14 protein-coding genes are annotated in these 17,118 nt (G+C 68.8%); 8 read left to right on the top strand and 6 right to left on the bottom strand.

Annotated features, from left to right (window positions below; translation table 11 throughout):
- The first annotated feature begins 202 nt into the window (after positions 1-202).
- From IG194_RS13620 to IG194_RS13610, 3 genes are all read left to right on the top strand, one after another.
- Positions 203-1,507, top strand: a complete 1,305-nt coding sequence (locus tag IG194_RS13620) for a CitMHS family transporter (protein WP_009614363.1) — start codon at positions 203-205, stop codon at positions 1,505-1,507.
- Between the two features lie 17 nt (positions 1,508-1,524).
- Positions 1,525-2,286: a TerC family protein gene (locus IG194_RS13615; protein ID WP_009614365.1), complete on the top strand. Its 762-nt coding sequence runs from the start codon at positions 1,525-1,527 to the stop codon at positions 2,284-2,286.
- Positions 2,287-2,359: 73 nt separating this feature from the next.
- On the top strand, positions 2,360-2,968 hold the full coding sequence (locus IG194_RS13610) for a hypothetical protein (protein ID WP_009614367.1): 609 nt from the start codon (positions 2,360-2,362) through the stop codon (positions 2,966-2,968).
- Here IG194_RS13610 and IG194_RS13605 read toward each other — a convergent pair.
- Entirely contained in the window at positions 2,965-3,456 is a 492-nt protein-coding gene (locus tag IG194_RS13605; protein WP_043270180.1) for an LEA type 2 family protein, read from the bottom strand. The two genes, IG194_RS13610 and IG194_RS13605, sit on opposite strands and share 4 nt — an antisense overlap.
- Positions 3,457-3,873: 417 nt before the next feature.
- Between IG194_RS13605 and IG194_RS13600 the strand changes: the two genes are divergently transcribed.
- The 4 genes from IG194_RS13600 (at position 3,874) to IG194_RS13585 (ending at position 9,910) form a co-directional block, all read left to right on the top strand.
- A complete protein-coding gene (locus IG194_RS13600) occupies positions 3,874-5,589 on the top strand; it encodes a Na/Pi cotransporter family protein (RefSeq protein WP_009614371.1) in 1,716 nt (571 codons plus the stop codon).
- Between the two features lie 104 nt (positions 5,590-5,693).
- Positions 5,694-6,017, top strand: a complete 324-nt coding sequence (locus IG194_RS13595; protein ID WP_009614372.1) for a hypothetical protein — start codon at positions 5,694-5,696, stop codon at positions 6,015-6,017.
- Positions 6,018-6,170: 153 nt separating this feature from the next.
- Positions 6,171-8,351, top strand: a complete 2,181-nt coding sequence (locus tag IG194_RS13590) for a putative bifunctional diguanylate cyclase/phosphodiesterase (protein WP_058487968.1) — start codon at positions 6,171-6,173, stop codon at positions 8,349-8,351.
- Positions 8,348-9,910 carry a PAS domain-containing methyl-accepting chemotaxis protein gene (locus IG194_RS13585; protein ID WP_058487967.1) on the top strand — a complete coding sequence of 521 codons (1,563 nt, stop codon included), beginning with the start codon at positions 8,348-8,350 and terminating at the stop codon, positions 9,908-9,910. The genes IG194_RS13590 and IG194_RS13585 overlap by 4 nt, the downstream gene beginning before the upstream one ends.
- Before the next feature lie 315 nt (positions 9,911-10,225).
- Here the strand turns inward: IG194_RS13585 and IG194_RS13580 are convergent, their stop codons facing one another.
- Complete coding sequence (locus IG194_RS13580; RefSeq protein WP_058487966.1) at positions 10,226-11,185, bottom strand: NAD-dependent epimerase/dehydratase family protein; 960 nt, start codon at positions 11,183-11,185, stop codon at positions 10,226-10,228.
- 196 nt (positions 11,186-11,381) lie between these two features.
- Between IG194_RS13580 and IG194_RS13575 the strand changes: the two genes are divergently transcribed.
- Entirely contained in the window at positions 11,382-12,764 is a 1,383-nt protein-coding gene (locus tag IG194_RS13575; protein ID WP_058487965.1) for a M16 family metallopeptidase, read from the top strand.
- Positions 12,765-12,767: 3 nt separating this feature from the next.
- On the opposite strand, the gene IG194_RS13570 is transcribed toward IG194_RS13575, so the two are convergent.
- The 4 genes from IG194_RS13570 to IG194_RS13555 form a co-directional block, all read right to left on the bottom strand.
- Positions 12,768-13,319 carry a GNAT family N-acetyltransferase gene (locus tag IG194_RS13570; RefSeq protein WP_058487964.1) on the bottom strand — a complete coding sequence of 184 codons (552 nt, stop codon included), beginning with the start codon at positions 13,317-13,319 and terminating at the stop codon, positions 12,768-12,770.
- A gap of 122 nt (positions 13,320-13,441) precedes the next feature.
- Entirely contained in the window at positions 13,442-14,734 is a 1,293-nt protein-coding gene (locus IG194_RS13565; RefSeq protein ID WP_058487963.1) for an MFS transporter, read from the bottom strand.
- Between the two features lie 222 nt (positions 14,735-14,956).
- Positions 14,957-15,628, bottom strand: coding sequence for a S1C family serine protease (locus tag IG194_RS13560; RefSeq protein WP_009614386.1), 672 nt, complete (start codon positions 15,626-15,628; stop codon positions 14,957-14,959).
- Between the two features lie 191 nt (positions 15,629-15,819).
- On the bottom strand, positions 15,820-17,049 hold the full coding sequence (locus tag IG194_RS13555; RefSeq protein ID WP_009614387.1) for a nucleoside recognition domain-containing protein: 1,230 nt from the start codon (positions 17,047-17,049) through the stop codon (positions 15,820-15,822).
- Positions 17,050-17,118: the final 69 nt, after the last annotated feature.

The raw sequence follows: 17,118 nt of genomic DNA, 5'->3' as shown, positions 1-17,118 counted from the left end.
GCCCTTCGCCGACGATCGCCGGTTTTTCCCAAGAAAGGCTGCTGAAAGCTTGAGCCCCTAGCATCCGCCCTCCCCTCCGCTGCCCGGCGGCGGGTTATCCACACAAGAACAACACGGGTGATGCCATGACACGCTTGAACCGCCGACCCGCCCCGTCCCTGCCCGGCCAGCCGCCGCGCTGACCCCGACGGAGGCCCTCCCGATGCTGACCCTGCTCGCCTTCGCCATGGTGGCGACCTTCATGCTCCTGATCATGACGCGGCGCCTCTCGGCGCTCATCGCGCTGATCCTGGTGCCCATCGCCTTCGCCCTGCTCGGCGGCTTCGCCGCGGGCCTGGGGCCGATGATGCTCGACGGCATCCGCACCCTGGCGCCGACCGGGGTGATGCTGATGTTCGCCATCCTCTACTTCGCCATCATGATCGACTCGGGGCTGTTCGACCCGGCGGTGCGCAAGATCCTCCGGCTGGTCAAGGGCGACCCGCTTAAGGTGTCGATGGGCACCGCCGCGCTGGCGATGATCGTCTCCCTGGATGGCGACGGCTCCACCACCTACATGATCTGCGTGGCCGCGGTGCTGCCGCTGTACCAGCGCCTGGGCATGAGCCCGCTGCTGATGGCCTGCCTGATCATGCTCTCCAGCGGCGTGCTCAACATGACCCCCTGGGGCGGCCCCACAGCCCGCGCCGCCAGCGCCCTGCACGTGGACCCGGCGGACATCTTCGTGCCGATGATCCCGGCGATGGTCGCGGGCCTGGCGACGGTGTTCGCCATCGCCTGGGCCTACGGCAAGCGCGAGCGCGCGCGCCTGGGCCAGTTGCACCTGCCCGGCGAGCACCTGGACGCGGCCGAGGTCAGCGTCTCGCAGTACCCCGAGGCGCGGCGGCCGAAGCTCCTGTGGTTCAACGGCGCGCTGACGCTGGTGCTGATGGGCACGCTGATCGCCGGGCTGCTGCCGATGCCGGTGCTGTTCATGATCGCCTTCAGCATCGCCATGATCGTCAACTACCCGTGCATCCTGGAGCAGAAGAAGCGCATCGGCGCCCATGCCGAGAACGTGCTGGCGGTGGTCTCGCTGATCTTCGCCGCCGGCGTGTTCACCGGCATCCTCTCCGGAACCGGGATGGTCGAGGCCATGTCGAAGAGCCTGCTGGCGGTGATCCCGCCGGCATTGGGGCCGTATCTTGCGACCATCACCGCGCTGGTCAGCCTGCCGTTCACCTTCTTCATGTCCAACGACGCCTTCTACTACGGCGTGCTGCCGGTGCTGACCCAGGCCGCCGCGCAGTACGGCATCACCCCGGTGGAAATGGCCCGCGCCTCGATCGTCGGCCAGCCGGTGCACCTGCTCAGCCCGCTGGTGCCCTCCACCTACCTGCTGGTGGGGCTGGCCAAGGTGGACTTCGGCGACCACCAGCGCTTCACCCTGCGCTGGGCAGTGCTGGTCTGTCTCGCTATCCTCGCCGCCGCCCTGCTGCTGGGGCTGTTCCCCCTGTTCAACGACTGACGACTGGTAAACCGTAAATGGAATGGCTGACCAACCCGGAAATCTGGGTCGCGCTCCTCACCCTGACCGCCCTGGAGATCGTCCTGGGCATCGACAACATCATCATGATCTCCATCCTCGTGGGGCGCATGCCCAAGGCCATGCAGGCGCGCACGCGGCTGTTCGGCCTGGCCCTGGCGATGGTCACGCGCATCCTCCTGCTGCTGTCGATCACCTGGGTGATGCGCCTGACCGCCGACCTCTTCACGGTGTTCGAGCAGGGCATTTCCGGGCGTGACCTGATCCTGTTCTTCGGCGGCCTGTTCCTGCTGTGGAAGAGCAGCAGCGAGATCTACCACGGCCTGGAAGGCGAGGACGAGACCGAGCAGCAGCCCAAGAGCCTGCTCGGCGGCTTCCTCGGCACCATCGTGCAGATCGCCATCATCGACATCGTGTTCTCGCTGGACTCGGTGATCACCGCGGTGGGCATGGTCTCCAACGTACCGGTGATGGTCGCCGCCATCGTCGTCGCGGTGCTGGTGATGATGCTCGCCTCCGGGGCCATCAGCGACTTCATCGACAAGCACCCGTCGCTGAAGATGCTGGCGCTGTCGTTCCTCATCGTGGTCGGCACCGTGCTCATCGCCGAAGCCTTCGAGGTCCACGTGCCCAAGGGCTACGTCTACTTCGCCATGGCCTTCTCGCTGGCGGTGGAAGCGCTGAACATCCGCATGCGCACGGCGCGCGGGCGCAAGCCGGTCGAACCGGTGCAGCTGCGCCGGGACATTCCCGGCCAGTGACGGCCGGGACCCTGGTATGATCCGCACGGCCCCTGAACGGGGCCGTTTCACTTTCCATGGAAGAGGAAAACCCATGCTCCGCAAACTCCCCGCGGCCGGCGTCCTGCTGGCCCTGCTCGCCGGCTGCTCCGGCGGTACTCCCTCCCACGACGAGATCGAGAAGAAGCTGGCGACGCTGAAACTCGACCAGCCGCACTGCGCCACCGGAATGTTCGGCCAGTTCCCGCTGACCCTCGGCACGCCCGGCACCCCCGACAGCAGCAACGCCGACGTCTTCGACGCCTTCGTCAAGGTCGGCCTGCTGCGCAAGGATGGCCTGACCTACAGCCTCACCGACGCCGGCAAGGCCGCCTACCAGCCCGAACGCAAGGGCTTCTGCTACAGCGATGGGTTCAGCAACGAGATCAAGGATGTCTCCGAGCTGGACAAGGACGACTTCGGCCCGGCGGTGGAAAAGGGCTGGCTGGTCACCTTCGAGATCACCCCGCGCAACGTCCAGGACTGGGTCAAGAACCCGGAGCTGCTGGGCAAGGCCAGCCGGGCGAAGCTGGAAGACCTCACCCAGCCCCAGGTCGAACGGGTGAAGCTGCTCAAACTGCGCGGCGAGGAAGGCTACAAGCTGGTGGCGCCGACCCTGTCCATCGAGCACGGCATCTACTTCGACCAGGGCTGGAGGCCCTAGAGCGTCGGCAAGGGCGCCCCGGCCGGCCACTCCAGGGTGCCCTTGTCGCTGAAGCGCACGGTGCCGAACAGGCCGCCGCCGAGCTTGCCGCTGATTTCGTAGGGCATGCCCTGGCGCGGCGGCGCGTTGCCCAGGCCCCAGGCCTGGCGCACCAGGCGGAAAGCGGAGATGCTCACCGGCACGCTGAGCAGCGCCTCGCCGAAGCGCGGCACCTGCCCGCGCTGGTCGCTGACCCCGCTGGCCAGCGGGCGGCCGTTGACGCTCAGGTCCAGGGCCACGCCGTCGTAGTCGATGTCGCGGTCGTTGGGGTTCTGCACCCGCAGCTTGACCGCGAAGCGCGCTTCCATGCCCTGCCCGGCCAGGGGCTCCAGGCCCACCAGGTCGATCTTCAGCGGGTCGTTGCCGAACAGGCTGGCGCAGGCGCCCAGGCCCAGGATCAGGCCGAGGGCGAGGAACAGGCGCAGGGTGGCGAGAAGGCGCTTGGGCATTGGAGTTTCCGCTGGCGATGTGTCCGGGGCAGTCTAGCCCGCGGCGGTGGCCGGGAGAAACCGTGGTTCGGATACCCCTTGTAGGAGCGGGCCCTGCCCGCGATTCGCGCGCAGGGCGCGCTCCTACAGGGAAATGGTGCGGGTGGCGCAGCGTAGGAGCGGATCTCATCCGCGAATCGCGCCGATATTTCCGGCTATCGCGGACAAGGTCCTACGATCGCGATTTTCCGAGCCCCCCTGCAAAACCCCGCCCCAACGGCTTTACTCAAGGTAAACACCCCGACGAATCAGCATCTTGTCGAACCCCCGAGGGACCGCAGGGGTCTACCATGACAATTAGATGACAGAAAAATCGGCCAGAGTCGTCCCACAGCGTAGTCACGCCTGGGCGGCCACGCAGTAACGAGGGGGGCCGCCATGCTGACACTGCTCAACCTGCTTTCCGCCGTCGCCTTGCTGGTGTGGGGCACGCACATCGTGCGCACCGGCATCCTCCGGGTGTACGGCAGCGACCTGCGGCGCATTCTCAGCCGCAGCGTGCAGAAACGGCCGCTGGCCTTCGCCGCCGGCATCGGCGTCACCGCATTGGTGCAGAGCAGCAACGCCACCGCGCTGCTGGCCACCTCCTTCGTCGCCAGCGGCCTGATGGCACTGGCCCCGGCGCTGGCGATCATGCTCGGCGCCGACGTCGGGACGGCGCTGATGGCGCGGGTGCTGACCCTCGACCTGTCGTGGCTGTCGCCGCTGCTGATCTTCTTCGGGGTGATCTTCTTCCTCACCCGCAAGCAGACGCGCCTGGGCCAGCTGGGCCGGGTGTTCATCGGCCTGGGCCTGATCATCCTGGCGCTGCAGCTGATCGTCGAGGCCGCCGAACCCATGACCCAGGCCAAGGGCGTGAAGGTGCTGTTCTCCAGCCTCACCGGCGACGTCATGCTCGACGCCCTGACCGGCGCGCTGTTCGCCATGATCTCCTACTCCAGCCTGGCCGCCGTGCTGCTCACCGCGACCCTCGCCACCTCCAAGGTGATCTCGCTGAAGGTCGCGCTGTGCCTGGTGGTGGGCGCCAACCTGGGCACCGGCATCCTGGCCCTGATCGGTTCCACCTCGCAGAACGCCGCCGGCCGCCGGGTGGCCCTGGGCAGCCTGCTGTTCAAGGTCGCCGGCTGCGTGCTGGTGCTGCCGCTGATCGGCCCGCTGGCGCAGTGGGTGGACGGCTGGCCGTTCCGCACCCAGGAGCTGGTGATCGCCTTCCACGTGCTCTACAACTCGGTGCGCTGCCTCGCCTGCCTGCCGCTGACCACCCAGATGGCCGCCTTCTGCACGCGCATCATGCCCGACCGCGCCGCCCCCGAGGACCGCGTGCGCCCGCGCCACCTCGACCCGGCGGCGCTGGACACGCCGAGCCTGGCGCTGGTCAATGCGGTGCGCGAGACGCTGCGCATGGGCGACATCGTCGAGCAGATGCTGATCAACCTGCTGCAGGTGACCCGCGGCGGCGACCCGCTGCTGGGCAAGGAGATCCGCAAGCTCGACGACGACGTCGACGCGCTCTACACGGCGATCAAGCTGTACCTGGCGCGCATGCCCCGCGAGGATTTGAGCGAGCGCGACAGCCGGCGCTGGGCCGAGGTCATCGAGCTGGCCATCAACCTGGAGCAGGCCGGCGACATCATCGAGCACATGCTCAGCGCCGTGCAGGACAAGAAGACCTCGCGCAGCCGCTCGTTCTCGGACAACGGCCTGGCCGAGATCACCGCGCTGCACAGCCAGCTGCTGGTCAACCTGCGCCTGAGCCTGTCGGTGTTCCTCAACGGCGACCAGGAAGGCGCGCGGCGCCTGCGCCGGGCCAAGCAGCGCTTCCGCCTGCAGGAACGCCGCTACGCCCACGCCCACGTCGACCGCCTGCGCCAGCAGGTGGTGCAGAGCATCGAGACCAGCTCGCTGCACCTGGACCTGATCGCCGACATGAAGCGCCTGAACTCGCTGTTCTGCGCCATCGCCTACGCCGTCCTCGACAACCCCGAGGCCGGCAGCGGCGAGGAGGCCGAAGACGACTACGTCGAGCAGGCCCTGGAAGATGCCGCCCAACCGCCGGGCCATGGCGTGCCGCCAGGCTCCAGCGCGGCCGGCTGAGGCCCCCGGCATGCGGCAGCTCGCCGCGGGACTGATCCGCGTCAATGCCCGGGCATGGCGTTCGGCTAGGGTAATGGCCCTTTGCCATCCACGAGCATGACGCCATGACCCTTAGCCGGCTTCCGGCCCAGTTATTGGTGACCTCCCAGGACGAGAGCGTGGCGCGCCAGGTGCGCGCCCTGCTCACGGTCTACCAGGTGCCCTGCGCGGTACTCGCCGGCCCCGGCGACTGCGAGCAGGCCCCGCTGTGCCGCTGGTTCAAGGATGCCGCGCTGAGCGATACCGCGCGCCTGCACGCCTTGCTGGCCGACGCCGTCGGCGTGCTCGAACGCAGCCGCCACGCCTTCCGCTCGCGCGAGCTGGGGCAACTGCGCCTGCGCCTGGAGGCCGCTTTGCGGGAGTTGTCCGCCTCCCCGCCGATGGTGTAAAAAACCCCGACCAACGTTCCGCCACCGCGGAAGCCGGCTTTGCCGGGCAGGACGCCAAGGGCCTGCAAGACAAAGCGCCGCGCCTGTCGCCGAATTCATCGTGCGACGGGCGCGGCGCTTTTTTCATGCCCGCAGAAAAACAAGGAGGCAAGCATGGGCCTGGGACCGAAGCTCGACCACATGCTCGACCGCATCGGCCTGTCGCCGGCGGAGATCGACCAGCGCCTGCGCTACCTGCACTGGCAGCCAGCCGACGAGCAGCGCCTGCAGCAGGCCGCCGCCGAGCGCGGCGACAGCCACGCGCGCTTCATCGACCAGCTCTACGCGCACCTCGGCCAGTTCCCGCCGCTGGCGGCCATCCTCGCCGAGCCGGCCACCCTGCAGCGCCTCAAGCGCAGCCAGGCGCAGTACTACGAGCAGCTCTGGGAGGCCCCGCAGGACGGCGGCTACGTGCGCGACCGCCTGCGCATCGGCCTGGTCCACCAGCAGGTGGGGGTGGAGCTGAAGTGGTACCTGGGCGCCTACCGCCTGTACCTGCAGCACATGCTCGACGAACTGCTCGGCGACGCGCCGCAGGCGCAGACCTTCGCCAGCCTGCTCAAGCGGGTGTTCTTCGACATGTCGCTGGCCATCGACACCTACGGCGCCGCCCAGCGCCAGGCCCTGGAGGACAGCGAGGCGCGCTTCGCCCGGGCCCTGCGCGGGGCCAACGACGGCATCTGGGACTGGGACCTGGCCAACGACCGGCTGTACGTCTCCGAGCGCTGGGCGCGCATGCTCGGGCTGAACCGCGACAGCCTCGGCGAGGGCAGCGCCAGCTGGTTCGCCCGCGTGCACCCCGACGACCTGCCCGGCCTGCGCCAGGCCATCGACGCCCACCTGCGCGGCAGCGCCGCCCTGCTCAACCACGAGTACCGCATCCGCCAGCGCGACGGCGGCTACCTCTGGGTGCAGGCCCGCGGGGTGATCACCGACGGGCGCATGGCCGGCTCGCAGAGCGACATCAGCCAGCGCAAGGCCAGCGAGCACCAGCTCAGCCACGCCGCGCGCCACGACCCGTTGACCGGCCTGGCCAACCGCCTGCGCCTGGACGAGTTGCTGCAGCAGGCCCTGCAGCGCCAGGGCCGCCCCGGCGCGCGCGAGGCCGGCCTGCTGTTCATCGACCTGGACCGCTTCAAACTGATCAACGACAGCCTCGGCCACGCCGTCGGCGACCGCGTGCTGGTGGAGGTGGCCCAGCGCCTGCTGCGCTGCCTGCGCCCCGGCGACCACCTGGCGCGCTTCGGCGGCGACGAGTTCGTGGTGCTGCTGGACGACATGGCCAACCTGGCCGACGCCGAGCAGGTCGCCCAGCGCATGCTCGACTGCCTGCACCAGCCGCTGCACCTGGACGGCCGCACCCTGGTGGTCAGCGCCAGCATCGGCATCACCGGGCTGATCGCCGAGGGCCAGGCGATCGACACCCTGCAGGCCGCGGACCTGGCCCTGTACCGCGCCAAGGAGGCCGGCAAGGCGCAGTACGCGCGCTTCTCCAGCGAGCTGCAGGCCGCCGCGCAGCGCCGTCTGGAGCTGGAGAGCGCGCTGGGCCAGGCGCTGGAGCGCGGCGAATTCAGCCTGCACTACCAGCCGATCCTGCGCATCGACGTCGACCCGCCGCGGCGCATCGCCGTGGAAGTGCTGCTGCGCTGGCGCTCCGGCGGCCAGTCGGTCTCCCCGCTGCAGTTCATCCCGGCGCTGGAGGAATCCGGCCAGATCGTCCGCGTCGGCGACTGGGTGCTGCGCGAGGCCTGCCGCCAGACCCGCGCCTGGCAGCGCGACGGCCAACCCTGGCTGTACTGCTCGGTGAACCTGTCCATCCGCCAGCTGCAGCAGCCGGGCTTCGCCGAGCGGGTGCGGCAGATCCTCGCCGAGACCGGTCTGGCGCCGCAGAGCCTGGTGCTGGAGATCACCGAGAGCCTGATGATGCAGGACGGCGCCGAGACCCTCTCCTGCCTGCGCGAGCTGGCCGCCCACGGCGTGCGCCTGGCGCTGGACGACTTCGGCACCGGCTACTCGTCCCTGGGCTACCTCAAGCGCTTCCCGCTGGACCTGCTGAAGGTCGACCGCAGCTTCATCGGCAAGGTCCCCGACGATCCCGAGTTGAGCGCCATCTGCCGCGCCATCATCGGCCTGGGCCGCAGCCTCGGCCTGGAGGTGGTGGCCGAGGGCGTCGAGCACCCCGAGCACCTGGAATTCCTGCGCAAGGAAGGCTGCCGCTTCGCCCAGGGCTTCCTGTTCAGCCCGCCGCTGCCGCCCCACATCCTGCATCCCGCGGCCATGGAGACCCACCGATGAAGCTCAACCTGCCGGTCAGCGGGCGCCAGGTCGAGGTGCCGGCCAGCGCCAACATCCTCTCCACCACCGACCTCAAGGGCGCGGTCAGCCACGTCAACCCGGACTTCCTGGCTATCAGCGGCTTCAGCGCCGAGGAGCTGCTGGGGCACAACCACAACCGCGTGCGCCACCCGGACATGCCGCCGGCCGCCTTCGCCCACCTGTGGCGGACGCTGCAGGCCGGGCGCAGCTGGATGGGCCTGGTGAAGAACCGCTGCAAGAACGGCGACCACTACTGGGTGAGCGCCTTCGTCACGCCGATCTGCCACGACGGCAAGGTGGTGGAGTACCAGTCGGTGCGCACCCGCGCCAGCGCCGCCGAGGTCGAGGCCGCCGAGCAGCTGTACGCGCGCATGCGCGCCGGCTGGCTGCCGCGCCGGCCGCGCCTGGGCCTGCTGCCGCGGCTGCTAGTAGGCCTGGGCCTGGCGCAGGCCCTGGGCGCGCTGCTGGCATATCTGGCGCCCGCACCCTTGGCCTTCGGCCTCGCCCTGCTGCTCTCCGGCGCCTGGCTGGCGCACCAGTTGCAACCGCTGCGGCCCCTGCTGGCGCGCGCCCGCCAGGTCGCCGACAACCCGCTGAGCCAACGCCTGTACAGCGGCCGCAACGACGAATTCGGCGAGCTGGACTTCGCCCTGCGCATGCTCGAAGCCGAGACCGGCGCGGTGGTCGGGCGCATGGCCGAGGCCTCGCGCCAGCTCGCCGAACACGCCGGGCAGTTGGCCGGCACCGTGGCCGACAGCAGCGCCGGCACGCGCCGCCAGCAGCAGGAGACCGACCAGGTGGCCAGCGCCATGCAGCAGCTGGCGCAGAGTGTCCAGGAAGTGGCGCGCCACGCCCAGCACAGCGCGGTGGCGGCGCAGTGCAGCGAGCGGGTGACCCAGGCCGGCCAGGGCGAGGTGCAGGCCACCCGCGGCCAGCTCGCCGCACTGGAAGACGCGGTGCGCCGCGCCAGCGAGGCGGTGGAGCAGTTGCACGGGCACAGCGAGGGTATCTCGCGGATGCTGCAGGTGATCCAGGAAGTCGCCGGGCAGACCAACCTGCTGGCGCTCAACGCCGCCATCGAGGCGGCCCGCGCCGGCGAGGCCGGGCGCGGCTTCGCCGTGGTGGCCGACGAAGTCCGCGCGCTGGCCTCGCGCACAGCCGACTCGGCATTGGATATCCACCGGCTGGTGGGCGACCTGCAACGCGGCGCCGGCGCCTCGGTGCAGGCCCTGCGCCACAGCTGCGAACAGGCCCACACCAGCCTCGACCAGGCCGGCCGCGCCGCCGGCGCGCTGGAGGAGATCGCCGGGCAGGTCTCGGCGATCCAGCGCATGAGCCTGGAGATCGCCGGGGCCATCGAGGAACAGGGCTGCGCCAGCGAGGAGATCGAACGCAGCCTGCTGGCCATCCGGGAGTCGGCCGACGGCAATGCCGCCAGTGCGAGCCATAGCCAGGCCAGTGCGGCGCGGGTGGCGGAGTTGGCGGCGGGGTTGAGGATGATGGCGGGGCATTTCTGGGAGGGAAGGCGCAATGCTTGAATGAGGGCGCTGCTCTTCGTAGGAGCGAGCTTGCTCGCGAATGGGGTTTCCTGGGAGCTGCAGGTGCTGGGGTTCAGAGCGCCCTCTCCCTAACCCTCTCCCTGAAGGGAGAGGGGACCGTTGGGCAGATGCTGATATTTCGGCGTTAGCCGGCTTGTACCGAGTACCCGGCTGACACCAAATCCCTTCTCGGCACGGACAAGCCCCCTCTCCCTTCAGGGAGAGGGCTGGGGAGAGGGAACGGAGCCAAACCAAAACACCGAAGTCACAGCTGGGCACTGTTCGCGAGCAAGCTCGCTCCTACGAAAAGCCCCTCTACCCCGCCTGCAACCCCCGCGCCGCAACGAACGCCAGAAACGCCTCCCGGCTCGAATACCGCGGCTGATATCCGAACTCCCGCTTCAACCTCGCATTGTCCAGCACCGGCCGGTAGCGCATGAAATCCACCTGCTCCGGGCCGAAGGGCGCCAGGCCCAGCGGCCGCAGCATGGCCAGCGCGCCGCGCAGCAGCGGCGCCGGCAGGGTGCGGTAGGGTTTGCGCAGCAGGCCGGCGATCTCGCGCAGGCTCAGCGCGCCGTCGCCGGCCAGGTTGTAGATGCCTTCGCTGCCCTGCTCCAGGCCCTGGCGGATGATGTTCACCACGTCCTGGTCCCAGATGAACACGAAGCGGCTGCAGCGGCCACTTATCCCCAGCACCGAACGCCCCATGAACAGGTCGGTGACCGGGTTATGCACACCCCGGCCGAGGATGGTGCCGGGGCGCAGCACCAGTTGGCGCAGCTGTGGACAACTCTGCCGCAGGCCGGCCAGCAGCTGTTCGATCTCGTGCTTGTGGCGGGCGTAGGGGAACTGCGACTGGCCGCGCAGGGGGTGGTTCTCGTCGATCAGCTCGGCGTTGTCCGGGTGGAAGCCGTAGGCCGCGGCGGAACTGGCCACTACCAGTTGGCCCACCTCGTGCTCCACCGCCGCCTCGAACAGCGCACGGCTGCCGCCGACCTCGATGGTGTGCAGGCGGGTGGCGGACATCTGCGGCGGCGGGTTGACCACCGAGGCCAGGTGCACGATGGCCTGCGGGCGCCACTGCCGCACGCACTCGCGGACCTGCCTGGGGTGGCCGATGTCCAGCTGCACCGGCTCGATGTTCGGCCGCAGGTGCTGCGTCGGCAGGCTGCGCACGTCGGCGGCCACCAGCGTCCAGTCGCGATGCTGGACCGCCAGTTCGTTGAGCAGGTTCTGGCCGATGTGGCCAGCCGCGCCGGTGATCAGGACGCGCATGGGTGCGGCCTCCGCGTTGGGCGATGCGGCAGGGCGTTGCCGCTAGCGAAAGGCCATCAATCACCCATCGCGCCACGCCTGATGATAGACCGGGCCGGGGCAGGTCGCAGCCCGTCGCCAAGGGTGCCGCCCATGGGTAGGTGGATCGGCGGCAATCCGCTATTCTCCTGGCTTTGCTTTTTTCCAGGCTTGGCCCATGCGTTGGTTGTTCCTCCCCCTCCTGTTCCTGCTCGGCGGCGGCTGGTCGTTGGCCGATTCGCGCTCGACCGTGGAGGGCTACCAGTTGCAGAACGGCATGGGCGTGCTGTTCAAGCCGACCAGCCAGCGCGGCTCGGTGTCCATCCGCCTGGTGGTGGGCGTCGGCTTCTCCGACTTCAGCTGCCATGACCGGCAACTGCCGCACCTGCTGGAGCACCTGTTCTTCAGCGGCCTGGACGGCGGCGACGAGGCCGGCCTGGAAGCGCGCATGCAGGCCCTGGGCGGCCAGTGGAACGCCTACACCAGCGAGGGCGACACCACCTTCGTCATCGAGGCGCCGGCGGCCACCCAGCGCCAGGTGCTCGACCTGCTGCTGGAAGTGCTCACCCGCACGCAACTGGACAAGGCCAAGGTAGAGGCCACCAAGCAGGTGCTGATCCGCGAGGACGGCGGCCACTACTCGCACCTGCAGCGCTTCCTCGACCACCAGAACACCAGCCGCCCGGGCCAGGAACAGCTGGCCGTGGAACTCGGCCTGGCCTGCGCCGAGCGCCCGCAGGTGGCGCACCTGACCCAGGCCCAGCTGGAGCAGCTGCGCAGCGACTGGTACGTGCCGGCCAACATGACGCTGATCGTGGTCGGCGACCTCGACCCGCGCCTGCCCGCCTACCTCAGCCACACCTTCGGCAGCCTGCCCGACCGGGCTACGCCGGAACGCCGCGAACTGCCGGAAATGCAGGGCCCGGCGGCGCGCCAGCGGACGCTGGACAGCGGCCTGTTCGGCGAGGGCGCGGTAGTGCACTGGATCTTCCCCGAGCCGGCCGAAGCCGACGGCGCCGCCCTCGACCTGCTGCAGGCCTACCTGAGCGACGCCCTCTATGCCGACCTGCGGGTCCATCGCGAGCTGTCCTACGGGCCCTGGAGCGAGCGCACCTCCTACGCCAACCAGGGCTTCCTCAGCCTCAACGCGGACATCGCCCGGGAGGATGAGGACGCCACCCTGAAGGCCCTGCGCGAGGTGGTGGAGAACATCCGCCAGCACGGCCTGGACGCCCAGCGCTTCGCCCGCATCCAGCGGGTGCAGCGGGCGCAGTTGGCCTGGAGCACGCCGAGCAACGCCAGCCTCGCCGACTACTACTGGGGTGCGCTGGGCGACTACGACGGCAGCCAGTTCCCCAACGAGGACCGGCGCCTGGCCAAGGTCAGCCTGCAACGGGCCAACGACACGGCGCGCCAGCTGTTCAAGGACGAAGGCTACCTGCGCATCGAGAAGCCGCTGCTGGACGACGACATGGTCTACCCGCTGGCCGCCGGCGCGGTGCTGTTGGTGCTGCTGCCGCCGGCGGCCCTGTGGCTGTGGTGCCGCCGGCGCAAGCGCTGAGCCTTATAGCGCCAGGCGGCGGATCACCCGGGTGGCGTCGTCCGGGTCGCGCTGGGCGCGGAAGCCCAGTTCCACGGCGAGGTCGCGCATGTCGCGGTCGATGGCCTGGTCGATGCTGTACATCTGGGTGAAGCCGTTGCGCCGCGCCACGTCGATCAGGTGACGCATCAGCGCCTTGCCCAGGCCCCGGCGCTTCCAGTCGTCGGCGGTGGTCAGGGCGCATTCGCACTGGTTCGCGTCCACCTTGGCGTAGCGGCTGATGCCGATTTCGCGCAGTTCGCCTTCGTCGTGCACCAGGGCGACGAATGCCATGTTGTCCTGGTAATCCACGTCCATCAGGCTGTCGAGCAGCGCGTCGCTGATCTTCACTTCGCCGTGGAAACGCAGCTTGCGCGTCATCGGCGACAGGCGTTCGAGGAAGTTGCGCTCCAGCTCGCGGTCTTCCGCGCGCAGCGGGCGGATCAGCACGTGGCTGCCGTCGTCGAGCGTCTCGATCCAGTGGTCATGGCCGCCGGCGGCGAGCGCCGCGGCTTGCTGGTGCAGGGGGGTGGGCATGGCGTTGTCTCCGAGGAGAAGAAGGAAATGTCGTTGACCTATCCTTCTCCTGCCGCCCCCGGCCACCCTTGACCGAGGTCAAGGCCGGCCGGGGGCGGCCAGTGGCAAAGCGCCGCAGCCCCTCAGGCGCCGGCCAGCGCGCCGCCGGAAGTGGCCGCGCGGCCGCGGCGGCGGAACAGCACCAGGGTGGCGACAAGGCCCAGCAACGCCGCGCCGCTCAGCCACAGGCCGGGAGCGGCCTTGTTGTCCAGGGCATGGATGAGCCAGGTGCAGGCCGCCGGGGTGAAGCCGCCGAAGGTGGCGGTGGCCAGGCTGTAGGCCAGGGAGAAGCCGGTGGTGCGCACGTCCGCCGGCATCACCTCGGTCAGCGCCACCACCATGGCGCCGTTGTAGCTGCCGTAGAGGAACGACAGCCACAGTTCCACCGTCAGCAGGCGGGCGAAGCTGGGCTCGGCCACCAGCCAGGACAGCGTCGGGTAGGCGGTCAGCAGCGCCAGCACGGTGGCGGCGAGCAGCAGCGGGCGGCGGCCGACGCGGTCGGACAGCGCGCCCATCACCGGCAGCCAGAAGAAGTTCGACAGGCCGATGCACATGGTCACCAGCAGGGCGTCGAAGTCCGACAGGTGCAGCTCGTTCCTGCCGAAGGTCGGGGTGTAGGCGGTGATCAGGTAGAAGGACACGGTGGTCATCACCACCATGGCGGTGCCGGCCAGCACCAGGCCGAAGTTCTGCCCGATGGAGCGCAGCACCTCGCCCAGGCGCGGGTGGTGCTTGCGTTGCTGGAAGGCCTCGGTCTCCTCCAGGGAGCGGCGGATGACGAACAGCGCCGGGACGATCATGCAGCCGACGAAGAAGGGCACGCGCCAGCCCCACTCGCCCATCTGCGCGGGGCTCAGCCAATGGTTGAGGATGACCCCCAGCAGCCCGGCGAAGACCACCGCCACCTGCTGGCTGGCGGACTGCCAGCTGACGAAGAAGCCGCGCTTGCCGGGGCTGGCGATCTCCGCCAGGTACACCGACACGCCGCCCAGCTCGACACCGGCGGAAAAGCCCTGCAGCAGGCGGCCGAGCAGCACCAGCAGCGGCGCCAGCGCGCCGAGGGTGGAATAGCCGGGGACGAAGGCGATCAGCAGGGTGCCCATGGCCATCAGCGCCAGGGTGATGATCAGGCCCTGGCGGCGGCCATGGCGGTCGATGTAGGCGCCGAGGAAGATGGCCCCCAATGGGCGCATCAGGAAGCCGGCGCCGAAGGTGGCCAGCGACAGCATCAGCGAGGCGAAGGGGTCGTCGCCGGGGAAGAAGGTCTTGGCGATGGCGGTGGCGTAGAAGCCATACACCATGAAGTCGTACATCTCGAGGAAGTTGCCGCTGACGACGCGGAACACGGCCTTGGCCTTGGAATTCTTGGAAGCCATGGGAAACACCATTCTGACGATCACGGGGCCCTTCCCGGATGCGAGCAGGCAGGCAGCGGCCGGGAAGATATTTGTAACCCTATGTGTAAAAACTGCCCGAGATCAAATGAAAAATGGCTGAAAGGCCCGAATTACAAGGGTTTGAAAGGCTGGTGAAAGCTTCGTGACAACTCGTCGGAAAATTCACAAAAGATTGGCAGGTATGGCAGGCGTCATTCCCGCCTAGGGATTGCTCGCCTGCAACCGGCGCCCCATTTCCGCTTCCCGTTCCCGCGCCAGCTTCACCTGGAACAGCTTCCATTCGCGCTCGATCACCGCGTAGGGCACGAACACGCTGATGCGTTTGGCGCCCTTGAGCCCCGGGTGCTGCACGCCGCCCCAGGCCGTGCCCTTGTAGCCGATGTTCATGCCCAGCACGCTGCCGTCGGCCGCCACCAGCGGCCCGCCGGACATCCCCTGGGCCAGGGCTGCGTCATGGATGCCGTACAGCTCTTCGTTGGGCTCGTTGAGGTTGCGGTAGGGCACCGGCCACACCCGCCCGCGGGAGCTCACCGGCAGCAGCAGGGTACTGCTGCCCAGCGCCGTCACCGCCTCGCCATTGCGCGGCGCGCGCCAGTGCGGCAGCGGCCCGTCGGCCTTGCGGCGGATGAACACCAGGTCGCAGCGGGTGCTGCAGGAATAGGCCAGGTCCGACAGATAGGGCACGTGGGCAGCGGTCACCGCATAGTCGGCGTTCCACTGCACCGCCGAAGCCACCATCAGCCCCGGCGCCGGCAGGCCGGACAACACCGTGAAATAACGCGAATTGAGCTGGCCATCGACTTCCGGCTTCACCCAGCCGTTGCAGCCGGCCAGCAGGGCGCACAGCGCCAGGCAACTCACTTTCCCTCTCATTGCGATTTTCCTTAATTTGATTTGAGGAAAATCTAATTTCGATTAAAGGAAAGTTCTTATGGAAAATTAACCCTATTAAGTGGCGCGAATCCTTAATTAAAAATCCAATTACCTAATTGTTTCTGAAAGAAACTTCAGAAGAATAAGGATATTTAAATATTTTCCGATTTTTTTAATTAAACGACCGGGCTTCAGCCGAAGAACCAGTAGCACACGCCGATGGACGCCAGCACCCCGGCAAGGTCCGCCAGCAGGGCGCAGCCCACGGCGTGGCGGGCGCGCTGGATGCCCACCGAGCCGAAGTACACCGCCAGCACGTAGAAGGTGGTCTCGGTGCTGCCCTGCACGGTGGCCGCCAGGCGCGCGGCGAAGCTGTCCACGCCCTGGCTCTGCATGGTCTCCAGCAGCATGGCGCGCGCCGCGCTGCCGGAGAACGGCTTGACCAGCGCAGTGGGCAGGGCGTCGACGAAGCGGGTGTCCCAGCCCAGGCCCTCGACCGTCCAGCGGATGCCGCCGAGCACCAGCTCCAGGGCCCCGGAGGCGCGCAGCACGCCGACGGCGCAGAGCATCGCCACCAAGTAGGGCAGCAGGTTCTTGGCCACGTCGAAACCTTCCTTCGCGCCTTCGACGAAGGTTTCGTACACCGGCACCTTCTTCAGCCAGCCGAGCACCAGGAACGCCACGATCAGGCCGAACAGGGTGAGGTTGCCCAGCAGCGAGGAGAGCTGCGCCAGCGCCGTGGCGGAAAGCCCGGCCAGCAGCGCCATGAAGGCGCCCAGGGCGAGAGCGCCGGGGATCAGGTAGGCGAGCACCAGCGGGTCCCACAGGCGCAGGCGCTGCATGACCGCCACCGAGAGCAGGCCGACCAGGGTCGAGGCGCTGGTGGCCAGGAGGATCGGCAGGAACACCAGGGTGGGGTCGGCCGCGCCCTGTTGCGCGCGGTACATGAAGATGGTCACCGGCAGCAGCGTCAGCGACGAGGCGTTGAGCACCAGGAAGAGGATCTGCGCGTTGCTCGCCGTGGTGCTGCTGGGGTTGAGTTCCTGCAGCGCCTTCATCGCCTTGAGGCCGATGGGGGTGGCGGCGTTGTCCAGGCCCAGGCCGTTGGCGGCGAAGTTCAGGGTGATCAGGCCGATGGCCGGGTGCCCGGCCGGCACCTCGGGCATCAGCCGGCGGAACAGCGGGCCCAGCAGCCAGGCCAGGCGCTCCACCAGACCGGCCTTCTCGGCGATGCGCAGGAAGCCCAGCCAGAGCGTCAGGGTGCCGAACAGCAGGACCATGACCTCCACCGACAACTTGGCCATGGCGAACAGGCTCTCCACCATGGCGGCGAACACGTCGGCCTGGCCGCCGAGCAGCCAGCGCGACAGCGCGGTGACCGCCGCGACCAGGAAAAAGCCGAGCCAGAGGCCGTTGAGCATGGGTATCCCCCCAAGGACGTTGGCCGCGATGATAACGGCGCGCGTGCATCGCTGCCAGAAACGCCAAGG

Origin of the sequence: Pseudomonas sp. ADPe, from assembly GCF_014843515.1 — a bacterium.
GTDB classification, from domain to species: Bacteria; Pseudomonadota; Gammaproteobacteria; order Pseudomonadales; family Pseudomonadaceae; genus Pseudomonas; species Pseudomonas citronellolis.
The sequence above is the reverse complement of the archived record's forward strand: the minus strand, read 5'-3'. Positions and strand labels throughout refer to the sequence as shown.